Annotated in this window: 20 protein-coding genes; 13 read left to right on the plus strand and 7 right to left on the minus strand. The window is 66.2% G+C overall.

All coding sequences use genetic code 11. The features are described 5' to 3' along the window. Nucleotides 1-36: 36 nt before the first annotated feature. Complete coding sequence (locus A5779_RS01760) at nt 37-1479, minus strand: APC family permease (protein ID WP_064878338.1); 1443 nt, start codon at nt 1477-1479, stop codon at nt 37-39. A 263-nt stretch (nt 1480-1742) separates the two neighbouring features. Between A5779_RS01760 and A5779_RS01765 the strand changes: the two genes are divergently transcribed. From A5779_RS01765 to A5779_RS01775, 3 genes are read left to right on the plus strand one after another with little or no spacing between them, the layout of a single operon-like run. Further along, nucleotides 1743-4010, plus strand: coding sequence for a propanediol/glycerol family dehydratase large subunit (locus A5779_RS01765; protein WP_064878340.1), 2268 nt, complete (start codon nt 1743-1745; stop codon nt 4008-4010). Continuing rightward, complete coding sequence (locus A5779_RS01770; protein ID WP_064878342.1) at nt 4007-4366, plus strand: diol dehydratase small subunit; 360 nt, start codon at nt 4007-4009, stop codon at nt 4364-4366. The genes A5779_RS01765 and A5779_RS01770 overlap by 4 nt, the downstream gene beginning before the upstream one ends. Continuing rightward, nucleotides 4363-6030 carry a diol dehydratase reactivase ATPase-like domain-containing protein gene (locus A5779_RS01775; protein WP_082941482.1) on the plus strand — a complete coding sequence of 556 codons (1668 nt, stop codon included), beginning with the start codon at nt 4363-4365 and terminating at the stop codon, nt 6028-6030. Before A5779_RS01770 ends, A5779_RS01775 begins: the two co-directional genes overlap by 4 nt. On the opposite strand, the gene A5779_RS01780 is transcribed toward A5779_RS01775, so the two are convergent. Next, nucleotides 5965-7257 (minus strand): HNH endonuclease signature motif containing protein, encoded by a 1293-nt coding sequence (locus A5779_RS01780; RefSeq protein ID WP_064878344.1) that lies wholly within the window; start codon nt 7255-7257, stop codon nt 5965-5967. The genes A5779_RS01775 and A5779_RS01780 overlap by 66 nt on opposite strands. Before the next feature lie 258 nt (nt 7258-7515). On the opposite strand from A5779_RS01780, the gene groES reads away from it, so the two are divergent. The 4 genes from groES to A5779_RS01800 all read left to right on the plus strand — a co-directional run bounded on the left by groES (nt 7516) and on the right by A5779_RS01800 (nt 11936). Next, nucleotides 7516-7818: a co-chaperone GroES gene (gene groES, locus A5779_RS01785; RefSeq protein ID WP_036390082.1), complete on the plus strand. Its 303-nt coding sequence runs from the start codon at nt 7516-7518 to the stop codon at nt 7816-7818. Between the two features lie 86 nt (nt 7819-7904). Beyond that, the gene (groL, locus tag A5779_RS01790) at nt 7905-9524 is read left to right on the plus strand and encodes a chaperonin GroEL (protein ID WP_055109763.1); all 1620 of its coding nucleotides are present in this window, start codon (nt 7905-7907) and stop codon (nt 9522-9524) included. Between the two features lie 395 nt (nt 9525-9919). After that, nucleotides 9920-11434: an adenylate/guanylate cyclase domain-containing protein gene (locus A5779_RS01795; RefSeq protein WP_064878346.1), complete on the plus strand. Its 1515-nt coding sequence runs from the start codon at nt 9920-9922 to the stop codon at nt 11432-11434. A 22-nt stretch (nt 11435-11456) separates the two neighbouring features. Continuing rightward, the gene (locus A5779_RS01800) at nt 11457-11936 is read left to right on the plus strand and encodes an SRPBCC family protein (RefSeq protein WP_064878348.1); all 480 of its coding nucleotides are present in this window, start codon (nt 11457-11459) and stop codon (nt 11934-11936) included. Here the strand turns inward: A5779_RS01800 and A5779_RS01805 are convergent. After that, on the minus strand, nt 11899-12435 hold the full coding sequence (locus A5779_RS01805; protein WP_236734619.1) for a hypothetical protein: 537 nt from the start codon (nt 12433-12435) through the stop codon (nt 11899-11901). The two genes, A5779_RS01800 and A5779_RS01805, sit on opposite strands and share 38 nt — an antisense overlap. Before the next feature lie 66 nt (nt 12436-12501). After that, nucleotides 12502-13167, minus strand: a complete 666-nt coding sequence (locus A5779_RS01810; RefSeq protein WP_236734620.1) for a DUF6891 domain-containing protein — start codon at nt 13165-13167, stop codon at nt 12502-12504. A gap of 161 nt (nt 13168-13328) precedes the next feature. Here A5779_RS01810 and A5779_RS01815 point away from each other — a divergent pair, with 161 nt between their 5' ends. The 5 genes from A5779_RS01815 to A5779_RS01835 all read left to right on the plus strand — a co-directional run bounded on the left by A5779_RS01815 (nt 13329) and on the right by A5779_RS01835 (nt 18939). Further along, a complete protein-coding gene (locus A5779_RS01815) occupies nt 13329-14870 on the plus strand; it encodes a BamB-related PQQ repeat family beta-propellar protein (protein WP_165609732.1) in 1542 nt (513 codons plus the stop codon). 92 nt (nt 14871-14962) lie between these two features. Beyond that, nucleotides 14963-16414, plus strand: a complete 1452-nt coding sequence (locus A5779_RS01820) for an FAD-dependent oxidoreductase (protein ID WP_064878354.1) — start codon at nt 14963-14965, stop codon at nt 16412-16414. A gap of 14 nt (nt 16415-16428) precedes the next feature. Further along, nucleotides 16429-17016, plus strand: coding sequence for an HD domain-containing protein (locus A5779_RS01825; RefSeq protein ID WP_064878356.1), 588 nt, complete (start codon nt 16429-16431; stop codon nt 17014-17016). Nucleotides 17017-17125: 109 nt separating this feature from the next. Further along, nucleotides 17126-18160, plus strand: coding sequence for a zinc-dependent alcohol dehydrogenase family protein (locus tag A5779_RS01830; protein WP_064878423.1), 1035 nt, complete (start codon nt 17126-17128; stop codon nt 18158-18160). Next, nucleotides 18157-18939: an enoyl-CoA hydratase gene (locus tag A5779_RS01835; RefSeq protein WP_064878358.1), complete on the plus strand. Its 783-nt coding sequence runs from the start codon at nt 18157-18159 to the stop codon at nt 18937-18939. The genes A5779_RS01830 and A5779_RS01835 overlap by 4 nt, the downstream gene beginning before the upstream one ends. 28 nt (nt 18940-18967) lie before the next feature. Here the strand turns inward: A5779_RS01835 and A5779_RS01840 are convergent, their stop codons facing one another. After that, complete coding sequence (locus tag A5779_RS01840; RefSeq protein ID WP_064878360.1) at nt 18968-19369, minus strand: hypothetical protein; 402 nt, start codon at nt 19367-19369, stop codon at nt 18968-18970. Nucleotides 19370-19505: 136 nt separating this feature from the next. Here A5779_RS01840 and A5779_RS01845 point away from each other — a divergent pair, with 136 nt between their 5' ends. Beyond that, nucleotides 19506-20054 (plus strand): TetR/AcrR family transcriptional regulator, encoded by a 549-nt coding sequence (locus A5779_RS01845; protein ID WP_064878362.1) that lies wholly within the window; start codon nt 19506-19508, stop codon nt 20052-20054. 20 nt (nt 20055-20074) lie between these two features. Here A5779_RS01845 and A5779_RS01850 read toward each other — a convergent pair whose 3' ends face one another. Both A5779_RS01850 and A5779_RS01855 read right to left on the minus strand, forming a co-directional pair. After that, a complete protein-coding gene (locus A5779_RS01850; RefSeq protein WP_055109748.1) occupies nt 20075-20482 on the minus strand; it encodes a nitroreductase family deazaflavin-dependent oxidoreductase in 408 nt (135 codons plus the stop codon). A gap of 42 nt (nt 20483-20524) precedes the next feature. After that, nucleotides 20525-20989 carry an OsmC family protein gene (locus A5779_RS01855; protein WP_064878364.1) on the minus strand — a complete coding sequence of 155 codons (465 nt, stop codon included), beginning with the start codon at nt 20987-20989 and terminating at the stop codon, nt 20525-20527. Nucleotides 20990-21136: the final 147 nt, after the last annotated feature.

A 21136-nucleotide genomic window follows, 5' to 3' on the forward strand; every position in this document is an offset into this window, starting at 1 on the left:
CCTGCCGGGCAGGTGGCCACCGCCGTCGGGGTTGGTTCAGCCGACGGACGAGATCGAGGCTAGTTCCTCGGTGGACCGTCGGCTCAGGAGCATGCCTACTGCGAAGAAGATCAGTGGCATCACACCGAAGATCGCCGCCAGGGCGGGAGTGCCGCCGACCACCAGGGTCAGGTTGGACACCACCAGCACCAGGGCCGCCGCCAGGGCGAGCGTCGCGAACGAGGCCAGCACCACCTTGCCGGTCGAATTGCCCCGCCGGACGAAGAAGATCACCACCGAGATCGTGGTCAGCAGCCACAGCAGCGCGAGGGCCAGGATGCCGAGGCCACCGCCCGGTCCGAAGATCTGCAACACCGGGTCCAGCTGCAGCGCGGCGCAGATCCCCATCACGACGAACGAGGCCACGGTGATGACCAGTGAGGCGTTCGACGGTGAACCGTGACGCTCGTGCACCTTGCCGATCTTCTTCGAGAACACGCCGCTCTGCCCGAGCACGAACGCGTACCGCGACGCGATGTTGTGGAACGCGAGGGCACACGCGAAGACACTGACCGACCACAGGATGGTGTTCAGGTCACGTCCGACCATGCCGAGGTACTTGCCCGCGGTGTTCACCATGAAGTTGTCGGGGTCGTCGGTGGCGAGCTGGATGGCGTCGTGCCCGCCGTTGCCCTCGACGAGGGCCCAGCTGGTGAAGGCGTAGAAGACCGCGACGATGCCCACCGCCCAGTAGGTGGCCCGGGGCACGGTGCGGTCGGGGTCCTTGGCCTCGTCCCGGAAAACCGCGGTCGCCTCGACGCCGACGAATCCCCACAGGGCGTAGAGCAGGGCGATGCCGAATCCGCCGGCGATGCCCTGCGGGGTGAACGAGTCACCGGTGAGCCCGTGCTCGCCGCCGCGCACCACGATGACCAGATCCACCACCATGAGGATCGCGACCTCGGACACCAGGAAGACACCGAGCACCTTGGCGCTGAGGTCGATGTCGCGGTAGCCGAGCCAACCGACGGCCGCCAGCACCACGCCGGTCAACAACCACCAGGGGAGATCGGGTCCACCGAACCGGGTGATCAGTTCGTTGAGGATGACGCCGTCGTAGGCGGCCACGGCGATCAGGGTCGCCATGTAGGCCGGGAGCGCGAGCACGGCCGCTCCGGTTCCGGCCGCCCGGCCGAGCGACTCACGGATGTAGGCGTAGAAGGCCCCGGCGTCGGTGACGTACTTCGACATCGCGACGAAGCTGGCCGCGAACAGGCCGAAGATGACGCCCGCGACGATGAAGGCGACCGGGATGCCGGTGGTGTTGCCCAACGCCATCGCGATCGGCACATTGCCGCCGATGGTCGACAGCGGCGCCGAAGCCGCCACGACCATCAGCACGATCGCGGGCACGCCGAGGTGGCCGCGCAATTTGGCCGGACGGCCGTCCGATGACGTATCAGGTGGGGTCTTCTGGCCCGCGTTGACAACCTCGGTCATTGGGTTGATTCCTCCTAACTGCCGGCCGCAGTTGGCGGCCGGGTGAAGTCCGGGGCAAGTTTGCGAGAATCACAGGCCGCTTCGCCACTGCAGTAGGTCACTTTCCAACACCTTGTTGTAAGCCAGTTCACATCGGCCGCCGCGCAGTCACACACTTTGTTGGAAGGTGCCGAGTGGATGTTGTTTCCACCGCGGCATCCAGTCGATGCTTGGCCGGTTACGCGACGCATCCGTCGCGCCGACAGAGAGGTACGACGACTGCAATGAACCCGGACAGCAGCGAAACCGAGCAGGATCACCGGCTGGGACGCATCCGACTGCTGGATGAGCAGCGCGTCAACCTGGATGGATTCGCCCAGGCCGACCCCGAGCTGGGCATGATCTCCCATCTGTCGCCCCACGATCCGGAACCGTCCTGGAAGGTGGCCGACGACGGCACCGTGGTGGAGATGGATTCGAAGCCCGTCGCCGACTTCGACACCATCGACGAGTTCATCGTCCGCTACGCCGTCGATCCTGCGGAGGCACCGCGATCGATGGCGATGAGTGACGTCGAGCTGGCCCGGATGATCGTCCACTCGGATGTGCCGCGCGAGGAGGTGCTCCGAGTCTGCGGCGGATTGACCCCGGCCAAGATGGCCCGGGTGGTGGCGCTCCTGCAGCCCGTCGAGATCCAGATGGCGATGATGAAGATGCGGGCCCGCCGTACGCCCGCGAACCAGGCCCATGTCACCAACCGCCTCGACGACCCCTTGCTCATCGCGGCCGATGCCGCCACCGCGGTCGTCTACGGGTTCCGGGAGCTGGAAGCCACCGTCCCGGTGCTCGACGACGCCCCGGCCGTCGCGGTGGGCCTGCTCATCGGGTCGCAGGTACCCGCGCCCGGGGCGCTGACACAGTGCTCGGTCGAGGAGGCGCGCGAGCTGGAACTCGGGGTCCGCGGCCTGGTGTCCTACGCCGAGACGGTCTCGGTGTACGGCACCGAGCAGGTGTTCACCGACGGTGACGACACCCCGTGGTCGAAGGCGTTTCTCACTTCGTCCTACGCCTCCCGCGGTATCAAGATGCGGCTGTCCAGCGGGGCGGGCTCGGAGGTGCTGATGGGCCAGGCCGAGCGCAAGTCGATGAACTACCTGGAGTCCCGCTGCGTCGCCCTGGCCAAAGGGATTGGTGCACAGGGGGTTCAGAACGGCGGCATCGACGGCGCCTCGATCACCGCGTCGGTGCCGGGCGGTGTCCGGGAGCTGATCGCGGAGAACCTCATGGTGATGCTGCGCGGGCTCGAATCCTGCAGTGGCAACGACTCGCTGGTCTCCGAGTCCACGATGCGGCGAACCAGTCGGACGTTGCCGGTTCTGTTGTCCGGATCGGATTTCATCTTCTCCGGCTTCGGTTCGGTGGTGGCCTACGACAACATGTTCGGCCCGTCCAACTTCAATGCCGCCGACCTAGATGATTATCTGGTGATGCAGCGCGACTGGGGTGTCGACGGCGGGCTGCGGTCGGTGGACCCGACGACTCTGGAAGCCATGCGCCGGCAGGCCGCCGAGGCCACCCGTGCGGTATTCGAATATCTGGGGCTGGCCGATTTCGACGACGAGCATGTGGAAACCGTTGTCGGGGCGGCGGGTTCCAAGGATCTGCCGCCCACCGACGGGGTGAAGGTGCTCAGCGCCGCCCGGATGATCGAGCAGTCGGGTCTGACGGTCCTCGACATCGTCGCCGCGCTCGTCGAGACGGGATTCACCGATATCGCCGAACGGGTCCTAAACATGGCCAAGGCCCGCGTCACCGGCGACTACCTGCAGACCGCGGCGATCTTCGACGAACAGATGAATGTGCTGTCAGCGCTGCAGGATCCGAACGACTACCGCGGTCCCGGCACCGGGTACCGGCCGACGGCGGAGCGTCAGGCTCAGATCGATGCCGTGCGTCAGGCGCGGTCGGTGACCGACCTGGTCAAGGAGCAGGCGGCTTTCGCCCATCCGGACCGGCTGATCGTGAGCGGGGTCGCGGATGTGGGAGAAGATCCCCGCGAAGTGGTCATCGGGGTGTCTCCCGCGTTCGGTGTCAAGCTGTTTCGCACCCTGTCGGGGATGACCGGCTACGACGTGTTGGAACAGATCCTGGCCGGGCTGGAAGAGGAGCAGTGTGTGCCGCGCCTGGTTCGGATCGCCGACTCCGTGGATCTCGGGGTGATCGGCAAGTCCGCGGCCCGGTTGTCCGGATCCGGGATCGGTGTCGGTCTTCAGGCCAAGGGGACCACACTGATCCACCGCCGTGATCTCCCGCCGTTGGCCAACCTCGAATTGCTCAGTGTGGCACCACTGATCACCCCGGAGATGTACCGGCTGATCGGCATCAACGCCGGCCGGCACGCCAAGGGTGCGACACCCGCCCCGATGCGCAACGCGTACACCGACGAGGCGATCACCGCGCGCTACCACACCAGAGTCGTGTCGATGGTGGCGATCGAACGGTCCGAGTGCGACGACCACGGCCTGAACATGGAATTGGAGCTCAAGCGATGACGATCACCGCACACTCGGGCCGCAACCTTACCGAGGTGACGGTCGAGGCCGCCCGCAACGGCGAACTGGTTCTCGACGACATCCGGATCAGCCGCGAAACCCTTCTGTCCCAAGCTGATATCGCGGAGCGCTCCGGATCCCTGCAATTGGCGATGAACCTGCGGCGGGCTGCTGAGATGACCGCACTCAGCTCCGAGGAGATGCTTGACGCCTACGAGGCGCTCAGGCCCCGCCGGTCGAGCTTCGCCGAATTGCAGGAACTGGCACAACGTCTCGCCGACCGGGACGCACCCACTTGCGCCGCACTCGTCCGGGAGGCCGCGACGGCCTACCAGCGGCGCGGCCTGCTGCGGTGACCGTCTGGGCCGGTGTCGACATCGGCAACTCCACCACCGAGGTGGTGCTCTGCCGGATGGACGCCGAACTGACGGTGCTGGCCAGCGCCCGCACCCCGACCCGTGGTGGCAAGGGATCGCCCCGGGCGGTGCAGGGCGCTGCGCAGTTGGTGCGGCGCCTGGCCGAGTCGCATGGGCTGGTGATCGACCGGGCGGCCTTCGCCCCGACTCCGCCCGTGAAGTCCACCGTCGAACAGGTTCAGCTCGAGACCCGACGGACAGGCAGGCTGACGATCGTCACCCGGTCGGCCGCCACCACCGCGGGGGATGCGGTCGGTGTGGGGCAGCCGGTTCCGGTCGAGTGCCTCGGTGACGTGGATCCCGGCCGCCCGGTCGTCGCTTGCGCCACGGCGCAGTGGGGATACCGTGAGGTCGCGCAGCGCGTGAATGACGCTGTAGCCCAAGGATGCAAGGTCACCGCGGTGTTGACGGCCAACGATGAGGCCGTGCTGGTGTCGAATCGGCTGAACACTGCTCTGCCCGTCGTCGACGACGTCGATATCAAGTCGCTGCTGCCGGCTGCCCGCGTCGCCGTCGAAGTGCGCCAGGGCGTCGCACCCCTGCAACACCTCACCGATCCCTTCTGGCTCGTCGATGCGTTCGGGCTGGGTGAGGCCGAGCGGGCCGATGCCCGTGTGATCGCCGATCAACTGTTCGACAGTGCCTGTGCGGTGGTCAGCCTCGGCGATTCCGAACCGGTGGCTGCCGCACCCGTCGTCCGGCCCATGGGGGAGAGCGCCCACGTCGTCTACCTCGCCGACATCGCGGCGCAAGCCAATTCGCGGCGCGGATCGGTCACCGTGGACAGCCTGGTGATGGCGAACATGGCCGGCGAGCAGGAGCCGCCGGCCGGGGCCGACGAGTTGGCCCGGGCGTTGGGTGTGCCGGTGACGCGCGTCGACTCGGAAGCCGCAGCGGCCCGCGTCGGCGCTCTCACCACTCCCGGGATCACCCCCGAGGTCGTAGTGGTGGATGTCGGCGGGGGCACCGTCGACGTCGTGTCCGACGGATCCCGCATCGTGCTGCCGGGTGCGGGACAGCTGCTGACGGCGGCGACGGCCACCGCCCTGGACATCTCCCGAAGCGCCGCCGAATACGCCAAACGGGCAGAGGCGGTCACGGCCGTCACCGTCCAGATCATCGAGGACGAACACGGCCGGCGACAGTTCTTGGACACGCCGGTCAGCGGCCGGTGCAGCGGGTGGTTGCTGACGGCCGCCCCCAGCGGTTGGCTGCCCTTCACGTCACGGCTGTCGGGTGCCGAGTGGCGCGGTTGGCGCCTGGCCGCCAAACGACAGGTGATCGGTGGCAACGTGATGCGGGGTATCGAGCGGGCGGCTCCCGGCGTGACCGGAGTGCTGCTCGTCGGAGGTGGCGCCAGTGACGACGAACTGGTCCGGGCCGTCAGCGAGCAGCTCGGCCACGAGGTGAGTGTGGGCCGGGGAAACGTGGCCGGTCAGCTGGGGCATCGGTTCGCGGTGGCCTACGGACTGGTGGCCATGGCGGCGCAGATGCCGGGCGGTCAGCCGCGGGATGAAGAGCTGGACCGGGTCGACCGGTCAGGCGGCAGTGTGAATCCGCACGACGTGGATGTCGCTGGTGAACACCCGCGCGCCGGCGGGTAGCGGCGGGGCGGTACTTCGATAGGTCCGGCCGGTCGGCGTGGTGAGTTCTGTGGTGTGCCGGCCGTAACCGTCGTAGGTGGTCGCGGTCTGCCACCCGGGGCTTTCCTTTGCGTAATTGCAGCGTTCGCAAAGCCCTTGCCCGTTGACGGAGGTGGTCGCGCCACCGTCGGCGTGCCGGGTGATGTGGTCGATGTGCCGGATGGGGGCGTCGCAATACGGCGTGCGGCACTTTTGGTCGCGCATGGCGATCAACCAGCGCAGCCCCTTGGGGAACGCCCGGGCGGTGGACTCCATGGCGACCAGGTTGCCGGTGGCCGGATCGGCGTAGAGCTTGCGCACCGCGGCCTCGGCCTGGGGGTCCAGCAGCGCCGCCAAGGCCATCTGTCGGGCCACCTCTGCCGGGATGGGGCCGTATCCCTGCAGCACCGCCGGTTCGGAACCCTGGGCCAACAAGCTCTCGTCGGAGACCACCAGATTGAGCGCGACCGGGACCGCGGCTTCGACCTCACGCCCGGTGGCCCGTCGGTAGAAGGCATCGGCCATCAATGGGCCTCGCCCCTGGCATCCACCTCCGGCGGCGATCGAGGCGGCCCTGGCGGCGGCGGCCTCCGCCTGCAGCGCTTGATAGGCCGTAACGCCTTCTGCGGAGGTCAGCAGCGCCGTCACGTACGCCATGCCGTGCGGGGCCGGACGCAACGTGACAGTGCGATCGCACTGATGGCGGCTGATGCGCGCCATCACCGCGTCGTGGTCGAGCCGAAAAGCCACCCGGCCGGCCTCAGCTTCAACCCTTCTGTCCCCCAGACCATCCAGCACGGCAGGATCCGCGCACAGTTCGGCGTCCATCGCGTGTCGATCTGCTGGTGACAGACAGGCGGCCTGGTCCGCGATGATCATCGCCCGGTCTTCGGTAAGCACGCCGGACTGCAGAGCCGCGAGCGTGTAGGGCATGTCGTCGACCAGGATCCTGGACATCTTCAGATACTTGGCCCCGTGCCAAGGGGAGGATTTGCGGGCCAGCCCCACCTCGGACGCCAGCCCTTGAGCGCGTCTGGCGGCAGGCACACCCTCAGCGGCCTTACGGGCGAGACGCTTGGCTTCCAGCATCGTCGTCACTCTGGCCTGTGCCGCGGCAATGCCGGCGGTCGCGCGGGTCATCGCAGCTAGCTGGTCGACCAACGCCGCTTCCGTGGCGTCGGGGTCGATGTTCCAACCAACTTCGAACATGTGTTCGAGTGTAGCACCGTTCACTGACTCGATCTTTTTGACAGGGTTTCAGCCCGTAGATGAGTTCGCGGGCGGCGCACAACCCACCCTTGAGTGCTAGCACTCGCATGTATAGAGTGCTAGGTGGCACGCGGCCAACCCCCAGCGCCGGCACCCGCGACGACGGAGCGAGGGGTACGGGCGCATGCCGAACACCTGGTTAACCCGAGGGCCCCGGAGCACACCGGGACTCGATACCCAAACAAGTGGAGGGCTTCCATCGTGGCAGTCAACATCAAGCCACTCGAGGACAAGATCCTCGTTCAGGCCAACGCGGCCGAGACTACGACCGCTTCCGGTCTGGTTATCCCCGACACCGCCAAGGAAAAGCCGCAGGAAGGCACCGTCGTCGCAGTTGGCCCCGGCCGCTGGGATGAGGATGGCGAGAAGCGGATCCCCCTGGACGTTGCCGAGGGCGACACCGTCATCTACAGCAAGTACGGCGGCACCGAGATCAAGTACAACGGCGAGGAGTACCTGATCCTGTCGGCCCGCGACGTGCTGGCTGTCGTCGCTAAGTAAGTACTCGTGCGTCCGCCCCGGAGATCCCCGCGTTCAATGCGGGCGGTTTCCGGGGCGGTATGCGTTAGGAGTCATGAAAGAGACTTATGAGCAAGCAGATTGAGTTCAACGAGACTGCGCGCCGTGCCATGGAGGCCGGCGTCGACAAGCTCGCCGATGCGGTCAAGGTGACGCTGGGTCCGCGCGGTCGGAACGTGGTGCTCGCCAAGGCTTTCGGCGGCCCGCAGGTCACCAATGACGGTGTGACCATCGCACGCGAGATCGACCTGGAAGACCCGTTCGAGAACCTCGGTGCCCAGCTGGTGAAGTCGGTGGCCACCAAGACCAACGACGTCGCAGGCGACGGCACCACCACCGCCACCGTCCTGGCACAGGCTCTGGTCAAGGCGGGGCTGCGCAACGTCGCGGCCGGTGCCAACCCCATCGCCCTGGGCCAGGGCATCAGCAAGGCCGCCGACGCCGTATCCGAGGCCCTGCTGGCCGCGGCCACCCCGGTGTCGGACGAAAAGGCCATCGCCCAGGTCGCCACGGTGTCCTCACGCGATGAGCAGATCGGCCAGTTGGTCGGCGAGGCCATGACCAAGGTCGGTCACGACGGTGTCGTCACCATCGAAGAGTCTTCGACGCTCAACACCGAGCTCGAGGTCACCGAGGGTGTCGGCTTCGACAAGGGCTTCATCTCGGCCTACTTCGTCAACGACTTCGACTCGCAGGAAGCGGTGCTCGAGGACGCGGTGGTGCTGCTGCACCGCGACAAGATCAGCTCGTTGCCGGACCTGCTGCCGTTGCTGGAGAAGGTCGCCGAATCGGGCAAGCCGCTGCTGATCATCGCCGAGGACATCGAGGGCGAGGCCCTGTCCACGCTGGTCGTCAACGCCATCCGCAAGACGCTCAAGGCCGTCGCCGTCAAGGCGCCGTTCTTCGGCGATCGTCGCAAGGCGTTCCTGGACGATCTCGCCATCGTCACCGGCGGCCAGGTCGTCAACCCCGACGTGGGCCTGGTGCTGCGCGAGGCAGGCCTGGATGTGCTGGGCTCGGCCCGTCGCGTCGTGGTCACCAAGGACAGCACCGTGATCGTCGACGGTGGCGGCTCCAAGGACGCGGTCGCCGACCGCGTCAAGCAGCTCAAGGCCGAAATCGAGACCACCGATTCCGACTGGGATCGGGAGAAGCTGCAGGAGCGGCTGGCCAAGCTGTCCGGTGGCGTCGCGGTGATCAAGGTCGGCGCGGCCACCGAGACCGACCTGAAGAAGCGCAAGGAAGCGGTCGAGGACGCCGTCGCGGCGGCCAAGGCTGCCGTCGAGGAGGGCATCGTCACCGGTGGTGGCGCGGCACTCGTGCAGGCCCGCGCGGCCCTCGACAAGCTGCGCGGCGAGGTCAAGGGCGACGAGGCTCTCGGTGTCGACGTGTTCTCATCGGCGCTGTCGGCCCCGCTGTACTGGATCGCCACCAATGCCGGCCTGGACGGCTCCGTTGTGGTGAACAAGGTCAGCGAGCAGTCCAACGGGCAGGGCTTCAACGCCGCCACCCTGACCTACGGTGACCTGGTCGCCGAGGGCATCGTGGATCCGGCCAAGGTGACCCGCTCGGCGGTGCTCAACGCCGCATCCGTGGCACGCATGATCCTGACGACCGAGACGGCCGTCGTGGACAAGCCTGCCGAGGAAGAAGATCACGGGCACGGCCATCACGGCCACGCTCACTAAGTAGTCACGTAGAACACCCCCGGTCCTTTTGGGCCGGGGGTGTTTTCGTGGTGGGACGCGGTGAGGCTGCGAACGTGGACGTACTCAGTCTGTCGCCCGTAGCTGCGGGGAAAGTCCCTCGGACCGATGGGCGTGGATGTTTTACTTCGCCTGGGAGCAAGCCCATCCGGCCACTCTTGAGGAGCGTTCGCAGGTTGTCGCTGCATTGTGCGATGGCTTATGAGATTGTCCTCCGAAACGAGTAGGAGGCTACTCATTCGCCACTGTGCAAAGCGAAATAGCGTTTCCTGGTAACCACCGAGGGAGGGCATCATGGCAGTTGAGCGGTGGCCCGTCGGCCTGGGGATGCGGATGCGGCGAAACCCACCACTACGTGGGTCGAATGCTGTCGTGCCATGAATCGCATCTGGCAGTGGGCGTGGGATCGCTATGCAGCGCGGTACTCGTGGGTGATCTTCGCGGTCACCGTCGCCGAACTGCTCTCGGTCTACCTGGTGTTGGCGCTCATGATCGTGGCTCTCGAGCGGTCGGACCGCTATGTCGCGGCGGCCGCGGTGACCCTTGGTGCGGTAGTGGTGACCGAGTATGTGACGGCCCTGCCCGGGTTCGGCGGAAGCCGTCTCGTGGAGCGGTGGGTAGCCGGGCACGACGTCGATCGGGTTCGGGTGCTGGACGCCACCTACACCTGGAGTCGGTTGGCAGGGCGCCGAGCATTGTGGGCCAATGGGGTTTTCATCGCGTTGGCATTCGTCGTTGTGGGTGCGATCGCCGGGGCGACCGGAGCACGGTTGGTCCAGTACGCGATTCTGGGCGCGGCTTCGGGGGCTTCGGCGGTGCTGGTCGCAGTACACAGTTATCCGGAAGCCGCCATGCGGCCGGCCAGGGTTGCGCTCACTGCCGACACTGCAGCGGGCGACGAACTGCCCCGCGCGCACCCAACTTTCGCCCGGTGGTCGGACCTGTCGGTGCTTGCCACGGCGTTCATTTTCGCGCTCGCCGGCGCCATGTTGGCGGCGGCTGTCAATCGGGTCAGCGAAATACCGGTGCTCGTCGTCGTGATCGGGTCGGGGCTGACGCTCGTCTTCGCCGTACCGATCACCGTCGGCGCTTCATTCGCGCCGTCGTTGCGTCCCCTTCGCGACCTCGCCGAGGGGACGGAACGTGTTGCGGTGGGCGACTATAGCCAACGGCTACCGGTGGTTCAGGACGATGACTTGGGCGCTCTGGCGGCGTCGTTCAACCGGATGCAGGCGGGCTTGGCCGAGCGGCAGCGGCTTCACGCGGCATTCGGCACCTATGTCGACCCGGTCCTGGCCACGCGGCTACTTGAACAAGGCGACGATGTGTTCACCGGTGAGCGTCGTGAGGTGACGGTGATGTTCATCGACGTCCGAGATTTCACTCCGTTCGCCGAGGCAAACACCGCAGAAGACACCGTGGCACGCTTGAACGCTCTGTTCGAAATCGTCGTGCCCGCTGTGGTCGACGCAGGAGGGCACGTCAACAAGTTCCTCGGTGACGGCGCGCTGGCGGTGTTCGGGGCGCCGAATGAACTTGCCAATCATGCCGACGCCGCGGTGAGTGCCGCCGTGTTGATGCAGCGACTGGTCGCCGAACGATTCGAGGACGCACTACGGATCGGGATCGGTATCAATACCGGCGTGGTGATCGCCGGCACCATCGGCGGCGGGGGCAAGTTGGAGTTCACGCTGATCGGTGACGCCGTCAATGTGGCCGCGCGCGTCGAGCAACTGAACAAGGCAACCGGCGATCTGATCCTGCTGACCCAGCCGACCGTCGACGCCATGTACGTGCGTCCAGCCGGACTCGCCGATCGCGGGCCTCACGAGCTGAAAGGCAAGTCAGCAGCGGTACAGGTTTTCGCGCTTGATCCGTCGATGAGTTTGTGAGCCATCGCAGGTCGGTACCGGTATGTCTGACGAAACCATGAGCTCTGCGTGCATCATCAACGCGCCGGCCGAAACCGTGTTCGCGGTGCTGGCCGACCCGACCTCCCACCAGGCGATCGACGGCACCGGCTGGGTGCGGGAGTCACTCGACGGCAAGCCGTTGACCGAAACCGGCCAGATCTTCCGAATGGCGATGTACCACGACAACTACGGCGGTATGCACTACGAAATGGCCAATCGCGTCGAGGTTTTCGAGCCTCCGCGTGCGATTGCGTGGCTACCGGGCCAGGGCGATGACGACGCCAATATCGAGTTCGGCGGCTGGATCTGGCGTTATGACCTTGAGCCGCGCGGCGACGACCGGACCGAGGTCACCCTCACGTACGACTGGTCGGCGGTGCCGCCCGCGCTTCGCAATGAGATCGAGTTCCCGCCGTTCGACCGGCAGCACCTGGACAACTCGCTCAAGCACCTGGCCGGGTTGGCGCAGGATCGGGTGTAGCGGTCGGCTGAATCGACACCAACCGCAACGCATCCGGCCGGGCGTCGTCGGACACGAACTGGACCACGATGCTGTCGGGAGGAAACTTGGTGGCCAGGTCGTTCAGTGTCCGGGGCAGGAAGACCCTGGCCTTCGCGTTGCCGTACCAATTGGGGTTGGAGGGCGAGGTGTCGAGGTTGCCGACCTCGTCGATCTGGGTGTCCCATTCTTGAACCGGGTCCGGCGGCGTATCGCCGAATCCGGTCGATTTCAGGTACGCATCCGCTTGTCCCGCAAGGGTGATCGCCGACCCGCCGCCGACCGGCGTCCCGGTGATCGTCCCGTCGATGACGTCGGCCGTCACGGATATCAGTCGCGCTGTGCACACGTTGTCGACGACGTTGGGCGGCACACAGAAACCGGGCAGCGGGGCCGCATGGGCAGTGGCGATGTTCAGGACGGCCGGAACGGCAAGCGCAGCACCGACCGCGGTCATTGCGCGGCCACGATGATTCGGCATCGGGCTAACCTCCTTCGGACGCGCTGACCTATATGTCGGCGCGCCCGCCACAGGAGTTACAGATCGTCAGCTCTCGATCGGCGCGTACCAGTCCGCGTTGGTGAGCAGCACCCGCGTTCCGAGGTCGCGGTTCCACTCCGGCTCGATGCCGTGGCGCCGCACGATGGGGAACACCACCTCGTCGAGCATCCGGGTCACGTCGCTGGTGTAAAGGTCTTCCTTCGCCTGATCGCTCAGCCGGTTGTAGGCCTCCTCGTCGAAGTTCTCCGGCTCGAACGCTCCATAGCCCACGTAGGTGGAGCCATCCTCGACCAGGCGGTCGGTGTCCTGGCTGTGGAAGTAGATGTAGCCGCTCCAGTGGCGGCTGTCGTCGCGCTCGTCGCCGATCTCGGCTGACGCGCAGGTTCCGCAGCAGGAAAAGTCGGCACGGGCGATCACGCCGTTGGCGTTGAGTTCCTCGAACGCCGCGTGTGTCCGGGACCGGTAGTCACCGATCTCGGTCTGCTGGCGCAGTCTCGCTTCGCGTAGCGACGTGAAGGCGACTGTGAGCTGTTCCTCGGTGAGCTCGTAGTCCTCGGCATAGGTGTCGAGGAAGTCCTCGACGTCGTCGTTGCCGGTGACCAGCATGCCCCAGATCTCTGAGGTCAAAGTGGCGCGGTCCTCGTCGTCCAACGCGAGGTCGGGAAGCGCGGCGTACGCGGGGATCACGTTCGGGTTCGACGGTGCGCTCACAGCGCTGGCCTCCAGATGTTGTGGGGACGGGCGAATCCGCCCGGCGGGGCGATCGTAACCGCCGTTACGAGTCGACGCGTGCACGAAAAGCGGGGGATGGCAGCCACGTCGGCAAACCGCACAACATTGCTACCGGCCTGGCGGCGTGGTACGGAATGACGGTGACTTATCCGAACGACCCGTTTTCGTCGGCGGGGGGCGCGCCGAACCCTCACTCGAACCCCTTCGGCAACCAGCCGCCGGCGAGTCCGTTCCAGGGCGGTGGTCCTCAATTCCCACCGGCGGACCCGTCGTTCGGTCAGTTTCCTCCGGTTTTTCAGGCCGGATATCAACCGGCAGGGCCACCGCCCGAACCTCCGCGCAAGAAGCGCAAGGTGTGGTTGGTGCTCACCGTGGTGGCTGCCGTCGTCGTCGCGTCCGCGGGTATCGGCACTCTTCTGTGGTGGTTGAACCGCGGCGGCGGCGGGGCCGGCGAGGTGACTGCGGCCGGCGGGGGACCGCTGCCGGCGTCCGTGCCGCCGCTGGGCGACTTACGTCCGCCGGCCGACGTGGCGTTGCCCTCGCTTGAACAGCCGATTCATGAACCGCGCTGGACCTACGAGACCGGCATTGATGCCTACGTGCTCGGCGGCGACGCCTACACCGTGGTGGTCGGGTCGGATCAAGGCGTGATGGCCTTGGACAAGGAGACCGGCGAACCACGCTGGTCGCAAGGAGTCAAGCCGCCCACGGTCAATATCAACCGGTTTGGGAGTGCCAAGTGCGTCATCACCCGCTCGGCAAAGACCATGGGATGTGGACTCAATCTGAATCTCTGCTGTGGAGATCCCGAGGTGCTGGTGTTCCTCGACGTGGCAACCGGACGCATATTGAGCCAGCCTTCGTTGCCGTCGGACCGGATAACCAATCTTCAAGGAAGCGGTGACGGCATCGCTGTCGTTTTTCGCAATGAACTGGTCTCGTATGGCGCGGACGGCAACGAGGCATGGCGTGTTCGGCATGACGGCGTCTCGGTGTTCGGCGATCAAGGGGTCGTCATCACCGAGCATGAGGTGCTTGACGCCAACACCGGGAAGCCCATCGTGAGCGAACCGAGCACCTCGAATACCGCTTTTGCATCGGGATTCGCGGTGGCATTTGCAAACTCGTTCAAGTTCTTTGACTTCAGCGGTAGAAACACCGCCACTGTGCCCAGCGAGGGATACACACTGATGGGCAATGCGGGCTCCGGAATATACCAATTTCCCTTGGGGTGTCCCGACAACGACCCGTACGGGTCGTCAGGTTTCTACTATCCGCTGGCCTACAACCGATCTACCGGCGAATTCCGTGCGTTCGACGGGCAATCCGGACGCATTCTCTGGACGTATCCCGCCGGCGCAGATGCGGTGCTTGCCAACATGATCGGGGGATTCGGCAGTGGCGAATTGTGCGTGATCGGTGTGCAGGAGACCTCGGATGCCAAGCTGAAGGCTGGTAGTTGCCAGGATGTCAACGTTGCGCCAACCGCGAATGTGCAGATGACCTTCTTCCTCGGATCCGATGGTGCGCGGTACTTGTACCGTGACCAACGGGATGTGATCTGTGTCGACGCCAGTGGGAAGGAGTTGTGGCGGAAGAAGTTTGACGATGGCTCTGACCAAGTCTGGGTGTCGGGCGGAGCGTATATCTCCGATCGCAACATCGTGATTCGGGTGATTTGACACGCGCCATCGGCTCCGCACGGCAACGACCATTGACGCGACACGCCAAGCATGAGCGGGGTTTTTGATCCCGGGCAGCTCACAATGCGGATATGACGGAACCGCGGGAGTCGCCGCGTGGGGTCTCGCGTCAGACGTTCCTGCGCGGCGCCGTGGGCGCGTTGGCCGTCGGCGCGGTGTTCGGGTCGAGCCGGGCCAGTGCGGATCCGGCCGGCTGGGGTGACCTCTCGGCTGCCATCAACGGGAAAGTGGTACTTCCGGACAGCGGCGGGCAATTCGCTTCGGCCAAAAGTGTTTTCAACACCAACTTCAACGGCCTGACACCGGCGGCGGTCGTCACCCCGGCATCGGCGGCGGACGTGCAACGGGCGCTGGCCTTCGCTGCGACGCACAACCTCAAGGTTGCTCCTCGCGGCGGCGGGCACTCGTATGTGGGCGCGTCGACAGCCAACGGAACGATGGTGCTGGACCTGCGCCAACTGCCCGGTGACATCAACTACGACGCGGCGACCGGGCGTGTGACGGTAACGCCCGCGACCTCGCTGTACGCGATTCACCAGGCGCTGGCCGGTGCCGGGCGGGGCATCCCGACGGGTACCTGCCCGTCGGTCGGCGTCGCGGGGCACGCCCTGGGTGGTGGGCTGGGTGCCCAATCGCGGCACGCGGGCCTATTGAGTGATCAATTGGTGGCGGCGACCGTGGTGCTGCCGGGCGGCGCCGGGGTGACGGCCTCGGCCACCGAGAACCCGGATCTGTACTGGGCATTGCGCGGCGGTGGTGGCGGCAATTTCGGGGTGACGACGGCGCTGACCTTCGCCACGTTCCCGACCAGCGACGTGGACGTCGTCGGGCTGCATTTCCCGCTGGAGTCCTTCCCGCAGGTCCTCCTGGGCTGGCAGAACTGGCTGCGTACCGCCGACCGCAGCAGCTGGGCACTGGCCGACACCATCACCGATCCGCAGGGCGCGCACTGTCGCATCCTGGCGACCTGCCCGGCCGGGTCGGGCAGCAGCGTGGGAGCCGCCGTGATCAAGGCCGTGGGGCTGCAGCCGGCCAACACCGAGAACCGCACGTTCAACTACCTGGATCTGGTGAAGTTCCTGGCCGCCGACAATCTCAACCCGTCACCGCTCGGCTATGTCGGCGGATCCGACGTCTTCCCGACGATCACCCCGGCCGCGGCTCAGGGCATCGCTGCGGCATTCAACGCCTTCCCCGCGGGGGCCGGCCGCCCGATCGTCATCATGCATGCGCTCGACGGCGCGCTGGCCACCGTGGGCCCGGGTGACACCGCTTTTCCGTGGCGGCGGCAGTCCTCACTGGTGCAGTGGTATGTGGAAACCGCCGGTTCGCCTGCGGCAGCAGCCAACTGGCTGGCCACCGCCCATCAGGCGGTGGCGCCGTATTCGGCCGGCGGCTACGTCAACTATCTCGAGGCGAACCAACCGGCGTCGCGGTATTTCGGCGCCAATCTGTCCCGGTTGGCCGCTACTCGACAGAAGTATGACCCGGGACGGATCATGTTCTCGGGCTTGAACTTCTGAGGGAGAGAAGACTCATGGACGAGACGTTTCCGCAGACACCGGCCGCCGCGGCGGCCCTCGCGGTGGCAACGCGCTTCTACTCACCTGCCTTGCTCAACCACTGCATCCGTTCATATCTGTGGGGCGCGACGTATGCGGCGGCACATGGCATAGCTTTCGACGACGAGCTCTACTACGTCTCGGCACTGCTGCACGACATCGGGCTCACCGACCCGTTCGACAGTCACCGGGTGTCGTTCGAGGAGGCGGGTGGGGACCTGGCCTGGGTGTTCGGCGTGGCGGCCGGGTGGTCTGCCGACCGGGCCGGCAGGGCTACGGAGATCATCGTGTTGCACATGCGCGACGACATTTCGGCGGCGGTCGACCCTGAGTCGCATCTCTTGCAGGTGGCCACCGGCTGGGACGTCGTCGGACGCCGGCCGGAGGAGTTCCCCAGCGACGTGAGGACCGACGTCCTCGCGCGTTATCCCAGACATTCGTTCGGCCGCGAATTCATCGCGTGCTTCGAGGACCAGGCCGGCCGCAAACCAGGTGGCGCCGCTGCCGCATCGGTGGCCAACAATGGCGCCGACCGCATCCGGGCCAACCCGATGGACGCCTGAAGCTGGCAGGACCGGACAATCAGGTGCTCCCGGGACAGAGCAGCTGCCGCGGGCTTAGCCTCGAAACGTTGGGACTCACCTGCCACCCGGACGAGTGAAGGAACCGAGCATGCGAGCAACCGTGATGTATGGGGCCGGCGACGTGCGTGTCGAGGACGTACCCGACCCCGTTGTGAAGGAACCCACCGATGCGATCGTGCGGGTCACCCGAGCCTGCATCTGCGGTAGCGATCTGTGGCCGTACCAGTCGATGCCGCACAAGGACGGTGGCAGGCGGATGGGCCACGAATTCATCGGCATCGTCGAAGACGTCGGCGCTGACGTGTCCGGTTTGGGGCGCGGCGATCTGGTGGTCGCCCCCTTTGTGTGGGCGGACAACACGTGTGACTTCTGCCAGGAGGGATTGCAGACGTCGTGCCGTCACGGTGGTGGTTGGGGCGCTCCCGGCGTCGATGCCGGCCAGGGCGAGGCCGTGCGCGTCCCACAGGCGCAGGGCACGCTGGTGAAGCTTCCGGTGGCGGAGGACTCGGCGCTCATGCCGTCCCTGCTGACGTTGTCCGACGTCTTCTGCACCGGTCACCACGGCGTGGTCACGGCCGGGGTGGGGCCGGGATCTTCCGTGACCGTCATAGGTGACGGTGCGGTGGGGCTGTGCGCAGTGTTGGCCGCCAAGCGGCTGGGTGCCGAGCAGATCATCCTGAACGGCCGGCACACGGTCCGCACCGACCTCGGGCGCGAGTTCGGCGCCACCGACGTCGTCGCCGAACGCGGCGACGAAGCCGTCGAGAAGATCCGCGAACTCACCGGCGGTGACGGTACGCACGCGGTGATCGAATGTGTCGGGACCGAGCCGTCGCTGGCCACCGCCCTCGACGCGGTCCGCGCCGGTGGTCGCGTCAGCCGCCTGGGCGTATCTCAATACACCGAAGTGCCAATGGGTTTCGGCACGTTCTTCCGCAACGTCACCCTCACCGGCGGTGTCGCGCCCGCTCGCGCCTACATCGAGGAACTCATGCCCGATGTTCTCGACGGCGTCATCGAACCCGGTCGGGTGTTCGACCGGACCATCGGTCTCGACGAAACCCCCGACGGCTACCGCGCGATGGCCGACCGCGAGGCCCTCAAGGTGTTGATCGAGCCATGACACTGCTGCTTCAGGACCGCGATGAGCGTGGTGTCGTCACGGTCACCTTGAACCGCCCGCAGGCCTTCAACGCGCTGTCGGAGGCGATGCTGACCGCCCTCGGTGACGCGTTCGACGGGCTGGCCGAAGACCAGACCGTGCGGGCCGTGATCCTGGCAGCGTCCGGCAAGGCCTTCTGTGCTGGGCACGACCTCAAGGAAATGCGGGCCGAGCCGTCGCTGGCGTACTACGAGCGATTGTTCGAACAGTGCACCAAAGTGATGCTGTCGATTCAGCGCGTGCCCGTGCCGGTGATCGCGCGGGTCCAGGGGCTTGCCACCGCAGCGGGCTGCCAACTTGTCGCGATGTGCGACCTCGCGGTGGCGAGCGACGACGCACGGCTGGCGGTGAGCGGCGTCAATGTCGGGCTGTTCTGTGCAACTCCGGGAGTGGCTTTGTCGCGCAACGTGCCTCGCAAGGCCGCCTTCGAGATGCTGGTCACCGGTGAGTTCGTCTCTGCCGAGCAGGCCCGGTCGCTGGGGCTGGTCAACCGGGTGGCGGCAGCGGACGCCCTGGACGACGAGGTAGAGGCGCTGGTCGCGAGCATCGTGGCGAAGCCCCGGGTTGCCGTCGCGATGGGGAAAGCGTTGTTCTACCGGCAGATCGAGGCCGACATCGAGTCTGCCTATGCCGACGCGGGCACGACGATGGCCTGCAACATGATGGATCCGAGCGCGCTCGAAGGTGTGCAGGCCTTCGTCGAAAAGCGCTCTCCCACTTGGTCGGTGGCGTCGACGTAGCCGGCGGCGCCACCGACTGGTCGCGGCATCAGGCGGCGTGGCGGTGCCGGGTATCCGCCGAGGGGGCAATCAGGTTCTTCGATTCTCCACCGGGAAGGACAGCCATGGTCCGGTCTTCGGTGCGGACTTGGCCTTCGGCACGGTACATCTGGCGATAGCGATCCACCTGACCCTGGTCGACCGGGGTGGAGAACATGCTCACGTTGTTGGTCGGGGCGCCCGGTAACCGGGCAGCACTCAGTCTCCGGGCGCTTGCCCAGAAGCCGGCCACGGCGCTGCCGAGGCAGGCGATCATTGCAACCGCTGCGACGACCGCCAGGTTGCTGCCGAGCGCCATGGCCGTGACGAACAGTCCGAGTGCGACGAATGCGACAAGCAGGAGAACATACGCGACGTTGGAAACCGGAATGCGACGGAAAGCCTTCAGCATGGGATCACCTCGTAGGAATCGAATGTGCGGACGAACGAAACGCTACGCGGAGCGTATCGATCGATACGTATAGCGTAGCGCATAACCGGGTTGCGATATTCCCGGCAGGCGATTGGCGAGCGAAGGAGGCCGGGCGGTGGCGCAGGGAAGGGTCGAGGACGGCATCGCGGAATCGACGCTGCACCTGCTGCGGAGCGGCGGACCTCGGGCCGTGACGGTCGAGGCGGTGGCCGCGCACTCAGGAATCGCGAAAACGACGATCTACCGGCGTCATCCGAATCGAAGGGACATGCTCGCGAGCGCGCTGTCGCGCCTCGCGTCTCCGGGTCCGGTGGATCCAGATGCGACAGGACCCGAGCGACTGCGGTGGCTCATCGCGCAGGCGGTCGGGATGGTCGAGGACGGCATCGGCCTCGGTGGCCTGGCGGCGATGCTCACTGAGGATGACCCCGAATTCACCGCCGTTTTCAGGCGGATCCTCGTCGACCAACGTGCGGCGCTGGCTGCCGTGGTCGATGCCGCAAAAGCCGATGCTTCGATGCGCGCGGACATCGACACGGTGACGCTGATCGATGCGGTGGTCGGTGCCTACATCGCCGAAAGCGCCCGGACCGGCGGTGTCCAGCAGGGCTGGGATGAGCGCTTGTTCCGGCTCTTCTGGCCTACTGTGCGAGCGTCCGACTAGGCCACCGGCGTTGATTTCGGTTATCGCCGCTGCAACTCGATGACCGGGATGACCCGGTCGGTCTTGGTCTGGTATTCGCCGAATCCCGGCGCCTTCTCGACGATCCGTGGATAGGCGGCATCGCGCTCGGCCCGCGGCATTTCCCGAGCATGTACGTCGTAGGCGTCGGTGCCGATCTCGATGTGGGCATCGGGATGCGCGCGCAGATTGTGCAACCACGCGGGGTCGACGTCAGCGCCCGCATAGGAACCGACGATGGCGAGTTTCCCGTCGAGGTCGAACGCCATCACCGGGTTGACCCGTTCCTTGCCGGACTTGGCTCCGGTGGTGTGCAGCAGGAGCAGGGTCGCACCCTCGAACGGACCGCCGACCTTGCCTCCATTGGCCCGGAACTCGGCGATGATGTTGTCATTCCAGTTGTCTGCCATGGCTTCCTTCCTACGCCTGCGCACCGCGATGAGGCCCGCGGATCACGAAACCGCGGTCGTGGTGATGTGGACCGACGAGGTGAGGGTCTGGTGTACCGGGCAGCGCTCGGCGATGCCCATCAACCGTTCCCGTTGGGCGTCGTCGAGATCGCCGACCAACTCGATCTCGCGATCGATGTGGTCGATCATGCCCTTGGAGGTCTCACAGTCGGCGCAGTCCTTGGCATGAATGCGGGAGTGCCGCAACGCAACTCGTACCTGTTGAAGCGGCCAGCCTTTGCGGTTGGCATACATCCGCACCGTCATCGACGTACACGCACCCAGGCCGGCCAGCACCAGGTCATAGGGATTCGGGCCGGCGTCTCCGCCCACCGGAAGGGGCTCGTCGGCGATGAATTGGTGGCGGCCGGCGGTGATCTGCTGGGTGTAGGTGCCGGCCCCCGTCTCGGCCACGGTCACCACACCGACCGGCGATGCTGTGTCGCGCCCGGGTTCCTCAGATGTCATCCCGCTCTCCTCAACAAGTCGATCGATGGCTTTCCAGACCGGATCGTCGCATGAGTTGTCCGTCCGCAACCTGGGTACCGCGCGCTTGCGGGAACTGCTCGCCGAGGAAACCAGCTGTTGCAGGAAGTGGGATTTTATGGCTCCCGC

The sequence above is a fragment of the Mycolicibacterium peregrinum genome (assembly GCF_001665625.1).
Lineage (GTDB): Bacteria > Actinomycetota > Actinomycetes > Mycobacteriales > Mycobacteriaceae > Mycobacterium > Mycobacterium peregrinum_B.

Excerpts from the sequence above, each read along its gene's own strand:
- A5779_RS01760 (WP_064878338.1), bottom strand. The coding sequence starts at position 1,479 with ATGACCGAGGTTGTCAACGCGGGCCAGAAGACCCCACCTGATACGTCA.
- A5779_RS01765 (WP_064878340.1), top strand. The coding sequence starts at position 1,743 with ATGAACCCGGACAGCAGCGAAACCGAGCAGGATCACCGGCTGGGACGC.
- A5779_RS01770 (WP_064878342.1), top strand. The coding sequence starts at position 4,007 with ATGACGATCACCGCACACTCGGGCCGCAACCTTACCGAGGTGACGGTC.
- A5779_RS01780 (WP_064878344.1), bottom strand. The coding sequence starts at position 7,257 with ATGTTCGAAGTTGGTTGGAACATCGACCCCGACGCCACGGAAGCGGCG.
- groL (WP_055109763.1), top strand. The coding sequence starts at position 7,905 with ATGAGCAAGCAGATTGAGTTCAACGAGACTGCGCGCCGTGCCATGGAG.
- A5779_RS01795 (WP_064878346.1), top strand. The coding sequence starts at position 9,920 with ATGAATCGCATCTGGCAGTGGGCGTGGGATCGCTATGCAGCGCGGTAC.
- A5779_RS01800 (WP_064878348.1), top strand. The coding sequence starts at position 11,457 with ATGTCTGACGAAACCATGAGCTCTGCGTGCATCATCAACGCGCCGGCC.
- A5779_RS01805 (WP_236734619.1), bottom strand. The coding sequence starts at position 12,435 with ATGCCGAATCATCGTGGCCGCGCAATGACCGCGGTCGGTGCTGCGCTT.
- A5779_RS01820 (WP_064878354.1), top strand. The coding sequence starts at position 14,963 with ATGACGGAACCGCGGGAGTCGCCGCGTGGGGTCTCGCGTCAGACGTTC.
- A5779_RS01825 (WP_064878356.1), top strand. The coding sequence starts at position 16,429 with ATGGACGAGACGTTTCCGCAGACACCGGCCGCCGCGGCGGCCCTCGCG.
- A5779_RS01830 (WP_064878423.1), top strand. The coding sequence starts at position 17,126 with ATGCGAGCAACCGTGATGTATGGGGCCGGCGACGTGCGTGTCGAGGAC.
- A5779_RS01835 (WP_064878358.1), top strand. The coding sequence starts at position 18,157 with ATGACACTGCTGCTTCAGGACCGCGATGAGCGTGGTGTCGTCACGGTC.
- A5779_RS01840 (WP_064878360.1), bottom strand. The coding sequence starts at position 19,369 with ATGCTGAAGGCTTTCCGTCGCATTCCGGTTTCCAACGTCGCGTATGTT.
- A5779_RS01850 (WP_055109748.1), bottom strand. The coding sequence starts at position 20,482 with ATGGCAGACAACTGGAATGACAACATCATCGCCGAGTTCCGGGCCAAT.
- A5779_RS01855 (WP_064878364.1), bottom strand. The coding sequence starts at position 20,989 with ATGACATCTGAGGAACCCGGGCGCGACACAGCATCGCCGGTCGGTGTG.